Consider the following 11,648-nt stretch of genomic DNA (forward strand, 5'->3'; position numbering starts at 1 on the left):
AGCGGCATCCGGCTGGGGTGTAGCGGCAGCAAGTTCGGAGAAGCGTTGAAGCCGCGCCGGCAGGCATCTGCGCTTGGATGATGACCAACGCTTGTGCGCGCTGCGCTGTGGCCTCGTGCACGACTCAAGCGCGCGCGTCAGCATCGTGTGAATATCCTGTGTGACATGCGTTGTGCATGGCGCCGCGCAGCGTGCGCCGCTACGCCCGTCACCCCGCGTCGCATCACATGCACGCGTATTTAATGTCATCCACACATTCCATTTGCGGCGTTCGTGGTCTTGTAGCGCGGCTGCATCGCATCGCGCGGACCGGGTGCGCCGGCACCGTCGCGACGACTGCAAGCGCGACCGCGTGCAGGCCTGTCCCATTCCGATGCCGTTGCCATGCGACGGCGCGATCGGCGCTGCCGGCAACGGCGCGCAGAGGCGACGTGTCCTTCTCATTCGTCGAACGGGATCTTCCGAATGCATGTCTGCCTGCTGTCCCTCTTTCCTCCTCACGATGCGGCCGCGCTGGACGCGGCCATGGCGGCGGCGCAGGCACAGGGCTGCGATCACGTCGTCTTGCCCAATCCGTTCGCACAGGATGCGCAGGGCCGTCTGCACGACCCCGCAGCCGACGACGCGGCGGGCCAGACACAATTGCGCCACTGGCTGCAGCGTGCCGAGCAGCATGGGCTGCGCGTGCTGCTGGACCTGCGCATCGACGAGATCGGCGGCGGCAGCCGCCTGCTGCAGGAACATCCGCACTGGTTCCGCGCACGTAGCTCGGCGCTGCCGGATCCGCGCGCCGAACGCGCCGCGCCGGACATCGCGGTGGGCCGCTTCGCCTCTGCGGAAGAAGGGGCGGGCCTGGCGCAGTGGTGGAGTGCGCGCCTGGTCGACTGGCTGCGCAGCGGCGTGGCGGGCTTCCGCGTGCTGCAGCCCGAGCGCATTCCGGCGCCGTTGTGGCGCACGCTGATCGAGGGGGTCCACGCACAGGCGCCGCAGGCGCGGCTGTTGGCCTGGACGCCCGGCTTGGGCCTGGACGCCTTGCGCGGTCTGGCTGGCGCCGGCTTCGATGCCGCGTTCTCCTCCCTGGCCTGGTGGGACGGCCGCGGCGACTGGTTCTTCGATGAAGACAGCGCCCTGCGTGCGCTGGCGCGTTGCGTGATCGCCACCGTCGATGCCGAGACGGCCTCGGATACGCCGCTGCCCTTGCCGCGCGCGCAGCGGCAGCGCCTGGCCGCCGCCTTCGGTGGGACCTGGGCGATCGCCGCGCAGGACACATCGACGGAACACGGGCAGACCGCGCCTGCGCAGCACGGCACCTCCGAGAGCGATGCGTCCACGCCGGTCGCATCGCTGCCCGACGCCACCGCATCGCTGCGCCTGCGCCCGCTGCTGCGCGACGGCGCGCTCACCGCGGTGGCGGTGGAACCGCTGGACGCCGCGCCATGGCTGGTGCTGCTCAACAGCGACCGCGACCACTTGCTGCCTGTACCGGGGTCGGCGCTGCTGCGCCTGCTCGGCGACAGCGAGGGCCTGCTCAGCGATCATGGCGAGCCGATCCAGGGCGAGCAGGGCGGCACCCTGGAAGCGGGCGAGGTGCGCATCTATCGCAGCCTGCCGGCGCGCCCGGTGCTGACCGCCGCGCGCGCACGCACACCGGCCGAGGTCGCCGCTGGCGAGGCGCGGGTGTGCATCGAGGCGGTAACACCGTCGGTGGACGACGGCCGCTTCCCGGTCAAGCGCACCGTCGGCGACCGCGTGTGCGTGGAAGCCGATGCGTTCTGCGACGGCCACGACCGCATCGCCGTCGCCTTGCTGTGGCGCGCCGCCGACGCGCGCACCTGGTCCAGCACGCCGATGCGCGCCCTGGGCAACGACCGCTGGCGCGGCGAGTTCCCGCTGCAGCGTCTGGGCCGCTACGAGTTCCGCATCGAAGCCTGGCGCGATGTGTACGCCACCACCCATGCCGACCTGGAAAAGAAGCGCGCCGCCGGCACGCTGCTGCCGGTGGACGTGCAGGAGGCGCTGGCCCAGGTCGAGGCGGCGCGCGGGCGCAGCCGCGGCGCGCTGGCCACGCGGCTGAAGGCCATCGCCACCCGCATCGCCCGCACCGACGACCTGGCCGAGAAGGCGCAGTTGCTGCTCGAACCCGACACCGCCGAGGCGATGGCGCGCGCCGACGCCAAGCCGTTCCGCACCGAGTACCCGATGACCTTCCGGGTCGAGGCCGAACGCCGCGCCGCGCACTTCGCCAGCTGGTACGAACTGTTCCCGCGCTCGCAGAGCGGCGATTCGCAGCGCCACGGCACCTTCGACGACGTGATCGCGCGGCTGCCGCACATCCAGGCGATGGGCTTCGACGTGCTGTACATGCCGCCGATCCATCCCATCGGCGAGAAGAACCGCAAGGGCCGCAACAACGCCGTGACCGCCGAGCCGGGCGAACCCGGCAGCCCGTACGCGATCGGCTCGGCCGAGGGCGGGCATACCGAGGTGCATCCGGAGCTGGGCGGGCTCGACGGTTTCCGCCGCCTGCGCGCGGCCGCGGCCGAGCACGGCATGGAGCTGGCCCTGGACTTCGCCATCCAGTGCGCACCGGACCATCCGTGGCTGCGCGACCACCCCGACTGGTTCACCTGGCGCGCCGACGGCTCCATCCCGTACGCGGAGAACCCGCCGAAGAAGTACCAGGACATCGTCAACGTCGACTTCTACGCCAGTGGCGCGGTGCCGGCGCTGTGGAACGCGCTGCGCGATGCGGTGCTGTTCTGGGTCAACGAAGGCGTCACCCTGTTCCGCGTCGACAACCCGCACACCAAGCCGTTCCCGTTCTGGGAATGGCTGATCGCCGAAGTGCGCGGGCGCCATCCGCAGGTGGTGTTCCTGTCCGAGGCCTTCACCCGGCCCAAGCCGATGTACCGGCTGGCCAAGGTCGGCTTCTCGCAGTCCTACACCTATTTCACCTGGCGCCAGCACAAGGCCGAACTGCAGGCCTACATCGAGGAACTCAACAGCGGCGCGCCCAGCGAGTGCTTCCGCCCGCACTTCTTCGTCAACACGCCGGACATCAATCCGCTGTTCCTGCAGCACAGCGGCCGCAGCGGGCACCTGATCCGCGCCGCGCTGGCGACCACGCTGTCCGGGCTGTGGGGCATGTACCAGGGCTTCGAACTGTGCGAGGCCACGCCGCTGCCGGGCAAGGAGGAGTACCTGGATTCGGAGAAGTACCAGTTGCGCGTGTGGCCGGAGCGCGCCCCGGGCGACATCGTCGAGGAGATCACCCGCCTCAACCTGCTGCGCCGCCAGCATCCGGAACTGCAATCGCACCTGGGCACGCGCTTCTACGTCGCGCACAACGAGCAGGTGCTGTACTTCGGCAAGTTCCTCGACGCCGCGCACCTGGCGCGCGGCCGCAGCCTGGTGCTGGTGGCGGTGAGCCTGGACCCGTATGCGCCGCAGAACGCGGAGATCGAAGTGCCGCTGTGGGAACTGGGCCTGCCCGACCATGCCAGCGTCGCCGTGCGCGACCTGTGGGACGGCCACGACTTCACCTGGTACGGCAAGACCCAACACATCCGCCTCGATCCGTCGCGGCCGTTCTCCCTGTGGCGCATCCGCGCCGGAGCCCCTGCATGAATGTCGCCGCGCCGTCGTCCCCCCAACTCGAGCCGCGCGCACCGGCCGGCGATGCGCGCTGGTACAAGGACGCGATCATCTACCAGGTGCACGTCAAGTCGTTCTTCGACTCCAACGACGACGGCATCGGCGACTTTCCCGGGCTGATCTCCAAGCTCGACTACATCGCCGACTTGGGCGTGGACACGATCTGGCTGCTGCCGTTCTACCCCAGCCCGCGCCGCGACGACGGCTACGACATCGCCGAGTACATGGCGGTGCATCCGGACTACGGCAGCATCGCCGACTTCCAGCGCTTCGTGGAGCAGGCGCACGCGCGCGGCATCCGCATCGTCACCGAACTGGTGATCAACCACACCTCCGACCAGCATCCCTGGTTCCAGCGTGCGCGCATGGCCCCGGCCGGCTCGCCGGAGCGCGCGTTCTACGTGTGGTCGGACAGCGACCAGGACTACGCCGGCACCCGCATCATCTTCTGCGACACCGAAAAGTCCAACTGGACCTGGGACCCGGAAGCCGGCCAGTACTTCTGGCACCGCTTCTACTCGCACCAGCCGGATCTGAACTTCGACAACCCGGCGGTCATGGAAGCGGTGCTGGAAGTGATGCGCTTCTGGCTGGACCTGGGCGTGGACGGCCTGCGCCTGGACGCGGTGCCGTACCTGATCGAGCGCGAGGGCACCTCCAACGAGAACCTGCCCGAGACCCACGCCATCCTGCGCCGCATCCGCGCCACGCTCGATGCCGAATACCCCGACCGCATGCTGCTGGCCGAAGCCAACATGTGGCCGGAAGACACCCAGCAGTACTTCGGCGAGAACGCCGACGAATGCCACATGGCGTTCCACTTCCCGTTGATGCCGCGCATGTACATGGCGATCGCCCGCGAAGACCGCTTCCCGATCACCGACATCATGCGCCAGACCCCGGAGATCCCGGAGAGCTGCCAGTGGGCGATCTTCCTGCGCAACCACGACGAGCTGACCCTGGAGATGGTCACCGACTCCGAGCGCGACTACCTGTGGCAGACCTACGCCGCCGACCGTCGCGCGCGCATCAATCTCGGCATCCGCCGGCGCCTGGCGCCGCTGCTGGAGCGCGACCGCCGCCGCATCGAACTGATGACCTCGCTGCTGCTGACCATGCCCGGCACGCCCGTGCTGTACTACGGCGACGAGATCGGCATGGGCGACAACATCCATCTCGGCGACCGCGACGGCGTGCGCACGCCGATGCAATGGTCGATCGACCGCAACGGCGGTTTCTCGCGCGCCGATCCCGCCGCGCTGGTGCTGCCGCCGATCATGGATCCGCTGTACGGCTTCCAGGCGGTGAACGTGGAGGCGCAGCAACGCGACCAGTATTCGCTGCTGACCTGGACCCGCCGCGTGCTGTCGGTGCGCAAGCGCTACCGCGCGTTCGGCCGTGGCGCGCTGCGCTTCCTGTATCCCGGCAATCGCCGCCTGCTCGCCTATCTGCGCTGCCACGAGGACGAGACCGTGCTGTGCGTGGCCAACCTCTCGCATACGCTGCAGGCGGTGGAACTGGACCTGTCCGAGTTCGAGGGCCGGGTGCCGGTGGACATCCTCGGCGGCGGCAGCTTCCCGCCGATCGGGCGCCTGACCTACCTGCTCACCGTGCCGGCGTTCGGTTTCTACGCCTTCCAGTTGGTCGGCAATGCCACCCTGCCGGACTGGCACGTACCGGCGCCGGTGCCGCTGCCGGATTACCAGACCCTGGTGCTGCGCAACGGAACCGATAGCGCCGGCCTGCAGGCGCATCTGCCGACGCTGGAGCGCGACATCCTGCCGACGTGGCTGTCCACGCGGCGCTGGTTCGCGGCCAAGGACCGCGCGCTGCGCAGCGTGCGCATCGCCCGGCGCACTCCGCTGTCCGGCGGCGACGGCCTGACCCTGCTGGAGATCGAGGCGGAGCTGGACGACGGCGCACACGAGCGCTACATCCTGCCGCTGGGCATCGTCTGGGAGCGCGAGCAGCCGAGCGTATTGGCCGAACAACTGGCGCTGGCGCGCGTGCGCCACGGCCGCGAGGTCGGCTACCTGACCGATGCCTTCGCACTGAAGCCCTTCACACTGAGCATGCTCGCCGCGCTGCGCGACAAGGCGGAGCTGCGCGTGGACGGCGAGGCCGGCGCCGAGGCGACCGCGGAGCGCATCCGCTTCTGCCCGACGCCCGCATTGCAGCGTGTTGACATCCCCGCCGATCCGGAGATCCGCTGGCTGTCGGCGGAGCAGAGCAACAGCTCGCTGATCGTCGGCGACGCGGCGGTGTTCAAGCTGCTGCGGCGCGTGTCGGCCGGCATCAATCCGGAGATCGAGATCGGCGAGCGCCTCACCGCGCTGGGCTATGCCAACGCCGCGCCGCTGCTGGGCCATGTCGCCCGCGTCGAGGCCGACGGCAGCGAGACCACGCTCGCCTTGCTGCAGGGCTTCGTGCGCAACCAGGGCGATGCCTGGCGCTGGACGCTGGACCACTTGTCACGCGGTGCCGAGGAATACGACGCCGCCCAGGACGACGCCGCGCGGCTGGAAAGCGTGGCCGGCTACGACGCCTTCGCCGCCCTGGTCGGCCGCCGCTTGGCGGAACTGCACGCGGTGCTGGCGCAGCCCAGCGACGCGCCCGCGTTCGCGCCGCAACCGGTGGACGCCGCCGCCGCGCAGCAGGTGGTGGACGGCGTGGTGCACGAAGTGCAGGCCATGTGGGACACGCTGCTGGCGCATCGCGACGCCAACGACGACCCGGCCGAACACGCCGCAGTGGACAGCCTGCTGGCCGAGCGCGCGCGCCTGGATGCCTGGCTGCAGCAGGCGCCGTCGCTGTTGTCCGGTGCGCTGCTGACCCGCGTGCATGGCGATTTCCACCTCGGCCAGATCCTGGTCGCGTTCGACGACGTGGTGCTGATCGACTTCGAGGGCGAGCCGGCCAAGTCGCTGGACGAGCGCCGCGCCAAGGCCAGCCCGCTCCACGACGTGGCCGGCTTCCTGCGTTCGCTCGACTACGCCAGCGAAGTGTCTGCACGCGGCGAGGAGGGCACTGCCGCGCGTGTGGGCGCAGGTTTGGATACCGCGCAGGAGGCGTTCCTGGCCGCGTTCCGCAGCCATGCCAGCGCCGCGTTCCTGGCGGCCTACCGTACGGTGCTCGATGCGAGCCCGCATCCGTGGGTGGCGCCGGCCGCGTTCGAGGCCACCACCTTGCTGTTCCTGATCGAGAAGGCCTGCTATGAAATTCGCTACGAGGCCGCCAACCGTCCGGCATGGATCATGGTGCCCATACAGGGACTGTTGCGCATACTCGACCGCTTTCCCGCGCCCCAGGAGTCGATTCGATGAGTGATGCCGTCCACGTCTGGGACGACGCGACGCAACGCGCCTTCGCCACTGCCCGCCACGGCGACCCGTTCGCCGTGCTGGGCGCGCATCGCCTCGGCGAGGCGCGGGTGCTGCGCAGCTACCAGCCGGGCGCCGATGCGGTGCTGGCGGTGCTGGAGGACGGCAGCGAAGTGCCGCTGCAGCAGGGGCCGGAAGGCTTCTTCCACGCCGAACTGCCGGGCGAGGGGCGCTACCGCCTGCGCATCCGCTGGCCCGGCGGCGAGCAGGACACTGCCGACGCCTACGCCTTCGGCCCACAACTCAGCGACTTCGACCTGCACCTGATCGGCGAAGGCCATCACCTGCACCTGGCCGACGCGCTGGGCGCCAACGTGGGCGAGGTCGACGGCGAACGCGGCACCCGCTTCGCGGTGTGGGCGCCGAACGCCTCGCGCGTGGCGGTGATCGGCGACTTCAACAGCTGGGACGCGCGCCGCCACCCGATGCGCCTGCGTCACCAGGCGGGCGTGTGGGAACTGTTCGTGCCCGGCGTCGGCCCCGGCGCGCGCTACAAGTTCGCCCTGCGCGGCCCGCGCGGCGAAGAGCTGCCGGCCAAGGCCGACCCGGTCGCGCGCCAGGCCGAATTGGCGCCCGGCACCGCCTCCATCGTCGCCGACCCCACGCCGTTCCAGTGGCGCGACGATGCCTGGATGGCCACACGCGCGCGCCGCCACGCCCCGCAGGCCCCGATCAGCGTGTACGAAGTGCACGCCGGCTCGTGGATGCACGCCGCCGACGGCAGCATGCTGGACTGGGACGCGTTGGCCGAGCGGCTGATTCCCTACGTGGCCGACATGGGCTTCACCCACATCGAACTGCTGCCGGTCACCGAGCATCCGTTCGGCGGCTCCTGGGGCTACCAGCCGCTGGGCCTGTTCGCGCCGACCGCGCGCTTCGGCAGCCCGGAAGGCTTCGCCCGCTTCGTCGATCGCTGCCACCGCGAAGACATCGGCGTCATCGTCGACTGGGTGCCAGCGCATTTCCCCACCGACGCGCACGGCCTGGCCCACTTCGACGGCACCGCGTTGTACGAACACGCCGACCCGCGCGAAGGCTTCCACCGCGACTGGAACACGCTCATCTACAACCACGGCCGTCGCGAAGTCTCCGGCTTCCTGATCGCCAGCGCCCTGGAGTTCCTGCAGCGCTACCACGTCGATGGCCTGCGCGTGGACGCCGTCGCCTCCATGCTCTACCGCGACTACAGCCGCAACGCCGGCGAGTGGGTGCCCAACATCCACGGCGGCCGCGAGAACTACGAGAGCATCGCCTTCCTGCGTCGGCTCAACCAGGTGGTGGCCGACCAGGCGCCCGGCGCCATGACCATCGCCGAAGAATCCACCGCCTGGCCCGGCGTCACCGCCGACCTCGCCCACGGTGGCCTGGGCTTCGACTACAAGTGGAACATGGGCTGGATGCACGACAGCCTGCACTACATCCAGCTGGACCCGATCTACCGCCGCTACCACCACGGCGAGATGACCTTCAGCATGGTCTACGCGTATTCCGAGCGTTTCATGCTGCCCATCTCCCACGACGAAGTGGTGCACGGCAAGCGCTCCCTGCTTGGCCGCATGCCCGGCGACGACTGGCAGCGCTTCGCCAACCTGCGCGCCTACCTCGGCTACATGTACACCCACCCCGGGCGCAAACTGCTGTTCATGGGCTGCGAGATCGCCCAGCCCACCGAGTGGAACCACGACGCCGCGCTGCCCTGGCACCTGCTCGACCAGCCCAACCACCGGGGCATCCAGCGCCTGGTCCGCGACCTCAACCGCCTCTACGCCGAACACCCGGCGCTGCACGCCCGCGACGACGAACCCGAAGGCTTCGCCTGGGTCATCGGCGACGACGCCGGCAACAGCCTGTTCGCCTACCTGCGCAAGGCCCGCAGCGGCGACACCCCGCTGCTGGTGGTGGCCAACCTCACCCCGCAGGTCCACCACGGCTACCGCATCGGCGTGCCCCGTGCCGGCCGCTGGCGCGAACTGCTCAACTCCGACAGCGAGATCTACGGCGGCAGCAACACCGGCAACGGCGGCAGCGTGCGCACCGAGAACGTCGGCGCGCATGGGCATCCGGCGTCGCTGTCGTTGACCATCCCGCCGCTGGCGGTGCTGGTGCTTGGGGTCGAGGAGTAGGGCGAGAAAGCGAGGGGGCCGCGGCTAGAGGGTGGAAAGAGCCGGCTGTTCAGAAGAAGCCGGCTGTTGTGGGAGGGACTTCAGTCCCGACGCTTTCCCGACCCATTGTCAGCACCTGAGCCGCAACCCCACGAGATGCCAAGGATTCGCACCGATCAGGTGCAGTCCTTGGCGCTCAACTCGCTAAGCTCGCAGGCCGAGAGCAATTCTCGGCCCCGTCTACCGCCCCGGGCAGACAGCCCACCGCCCCGACCGGTAAACTCACGCCCGCCTCGGCGCCTTCCTCTGTATGCACGCCAGGGGCGCCAAGCCGGCGGCCGACGCATCGCCCGCCTCTCCGGACTCGTCCGGGCCTATAGCTCAACGGTTAGAGCAGAGGACTCATAATCCTTTGGTTCCAGGTTCGAATCCTGGTGGGCCCACCAGAAGATTCAATGAGTTATATGATTTTTGTTCTTGTAAGCATAAGTTGGCCGGATCGGACAACTTATGATGTCAATGTAGGCATAAGTTGTCCGCTGCAACCCGCGACACTAGTGGCGCAAGGCTAGGCCAGCGCCACCAATTCGCGAAGAAATCACAGTAAAGACAATTGCTTACGGAATTCTGGTTGGCGGTCCCGAGAGCCGAACGGCGAATTCTGTACCAGCGAATTGGCCATGTGCCCGCGAAAGATCTTAGGGATCCGCTGGATAGGATCTTCCCAGATCGTTCGCCAAGCTTTGGCGTAGTAAGGGCTGGAGACTCCCCTAATCTCCCATGCGACGATGCCGCGAAACGCTCGTTCGACGATCTTCGCGACTTCTTCCTGTCACATCGCGGCAAGGTCCGATGCAATCTGACGAAGGATGCTTCGCAGCACTCGGTAGCGTGACTTGGACTACTCGACGGCAAGCCGACGCTCCGCCACACCGGGTGATTCGTCCCCACACGCTTCAATATTTCCACCACATCGCGCCGAGATAGCATCTGGAAAAGCTAAGGCGAGCCATGACAGCGCACAAGCCCAAACGCCCCCTACGGACCGAAATTTTTGTATCGAAGTGGATAGCGCATGCATCAACGTACATGGCCACTTCCGACCCCAAGCAGTCACTCGAGACATCAGTCTAATCACCGCTTGCGACCAGACAGTGGCCATCGCCTGTCGATCTGCGCAGTAATATGGGTGCGACTGCTTCGTCGTTTTCTGTTGTGGCCTCAAGATAATCAAGCCTTCCGGACCCATTGGCCGCTCCATATACGGCTATGGCACCATTTCGGTACCCAAGCAAAAGCGCAAGAGATAAGCGAGTGATCTCACTTGAAGACATTTACAACCAGGACATCAACTTCCTGTTCGGGGCAGGGGCCTCCTTTGGTCTACTTCCGACTCTCCAATTGCAATTGCAGACCGGTGTCGAAGAGCGTCGCTACACCCTCGAACAACTAGCAACCAAGTTCGAGCGTGAGAAGGACCGGCGCCTGATCCCGTTGTTCATGTACTACTACGCTAACTGTATCCGGCCGGCTGAAGAGCTGCTGCCGAACGCCGTGACCACTGAGCCGGGAGCTACGGTCATCAAGAACTACCGCACCTTCCTGCTCACGGCACTGGAGATGGTGAAACGACGCAAGGCGCTGGACAGGCGCTGCAACGTGTTCACAACCAACTACGACGGTTGCTTCCCCTTCGTGGCCGACGCCCTTATCAAGGACGGCAATATCGACTTCGTACTGAACGATGGTGCTAGAGGGTTTACGCGTCGCATCGTGCAGGCTCGGAACTTCGGGTCTTACCTGTGCCACGCTGGCGTCTTCGGGCGCTACCAGAGTAGCGTCCCGCAAATAAACTTGATTCACTTGCATGGATCCGTTTACTGGAGCAAGCTGGACGCGACGATCAAGGTCGACTATGACTTGAAAGAGAGGGGCGATTTGCTGGATGCCGACGCTCTAGCGCTTCTGCAGCCGTTTTCGGATGCGTTGAACAACCCGGCTGCAACGCTAGACGACGTGCCCGATACGGGATTTACCGACGAAGCGCTAAGTGTGTTCTGGGCCAAGTACGAGTTGATGCCTATTGTTAATCCGACTAAGTGGAAGTTCCACGAGACTGTCTACGAGGAGCACTACTACCAAATGCTCCGCCTGCTCAGCTACGAGCTGGAGAAGCCTAATGCTGTCCTAATCTCCTTCGGCTTTTCGTTCGCCGATGAGCACATCCTCAACCTCGTCATGCGCTCGTTGTCCAACCCGCGGCTACAAGTGTTCGTCTGCTGCTTCGACGGAGCGGAACATGCGTCGATGGAGCAGAAGTTCAAGGGTTACCGCAACGTGAGGTGCCTAGTGCTTGACGATGGAGTTATGGACTTCACCGCCTTCAACGAGCAGGTCTTGACGTGGCCGGATGCGGTAGATACGCCGGACGCTGCAGCCCCGGCGCCCGAAGCTGCCGCCGTGGAGGGCGGTACCCGGGGGCTGTCATGAGCATAAGGGTTGGCGAGGTTAT

Annotated in this window: 5 protein-coding genes and 1 tRNA gene; 5 read left to right on the forward strand and 1 reads right to left on the reverse strand. The window is 67.2% G+C overall.

All coding sequences use genetic code 11. The features are described from left to right. The first annotated feature begins 465 nt into the window (after positions 1 to 465). From AC1PK7_RS03420 to glgB, 3 genes are read left to right on the forward strand one after another with little or no spacing between them, the layout of a single operon-like run. Entirely contained in the window at positions 466 to 3,627 is a 3,162-nt protein-coding gene (locus tag AC1PK7_RS03420; protein WP_481099880.1) for a maltotransferase domain-containing protein, read from the forward strand. Continuing rightward, positions 3,624 to 6,977 carry a maltose alpha-D-glucosyltransferase gene (gene treS, locus AC1PK7_RS03425; RefSeq protein ID WP_481099881.1) on the forward strand — a complete coding sequence of 1,118 codons (3,354 nt, stop codon included), beginning with the start codon at positions 3,624 to 3,626 and terminating at the stop codon, positions 6,975 to 6,977. Before AC1PK7_RS03420 ends, treS begins: the two co-directional genes overlap by 4 nt. After that, the gene (gene glgB / locus AC1PK7_RS03430; protein ID WP_481099882.1) at positions 6,974 to 9,157 is read left to right on the forward strand and encodes a 1,4-alpha-glucan branching protein GlgB; all 2,184 of its coding nucleotides are present in this window, start codon (positions 6,974 to 6,976) and stop codon (positions 9,155 to 9,157) included. The genes treS and glgB overlap by 4 nt, the downstream gene beginning before the upstream one ends. Positions 9,158 to 9,206: 49 nt before the next feature. Here the strand turns inward: glgB and AC1PK7_RS03435 are convergent, their stop codons facing one another. Further along, entirely contained in the window at positions 9,207 to 9,263 is a 57-nt protein-coding gene (locus AC1PK7_RS03435) for a DUF6053 domain-containing protein (protein WP_481100832.1), read from the reverse strand. A 243-nt stretch (positions 9,264 to 9,506) separates the two neighbouring features. On the opposite strand from AC1PK7_RS03435, the gene AC1PK7_RS03440 reads away from it, so the two are divergent. Continuing rightward, a tRNA-Ile gene (locus AC1PK7_RS03440) sits at positions 9,507 to 9,582 on the forward strand. 868 nt (positions 9,583 to 10,450) lie between these two features. Then, positions 10,451 to 11,626 carry a hypothetical protein gene (locus AC1PK7_RS03445; RefSeq protein WP_481099883.1) on the forward strand — a complete coding sequence of 392 codons (1,176 nt, stop codon included), beginning with the start codon at positions 10,451 to 10,453 and terminating at the stop codon, positions 11,624 to 11,626. Positions 11,627 to 11,648: the final 22 nt, after the last annotated feature.

The sequence above is a fragment of the Xanthomonas sp. NCPPB 3174 genome, from assembly GCF_056725205.1.

What these genes read in the sequence shown, in the direction of transcription:
- AC1PK7_RS03420 (WP_481099880.1), top strand. Translation starts at nt 466, where the DNA reads ATGCATGTCTGCCTGCTGTCCCTCTTTCCTCCTCACGATGCGGCCGCG.
- treS (WP_481099881.1), top strand. Translation starts at nt 3,624, where the DNA reads ATGAATGTCGCCGCGCCGTCGTCCCCCCAACTCGAGCCGCGCGCACCG.
- glgB (WP_481099882.1), top strand. Translation starts at nt 6,974, where the DNA reads ATGAGTGATGCCGTCCACGTCTGGGACGACGCGACGCAACGCGCCTTC.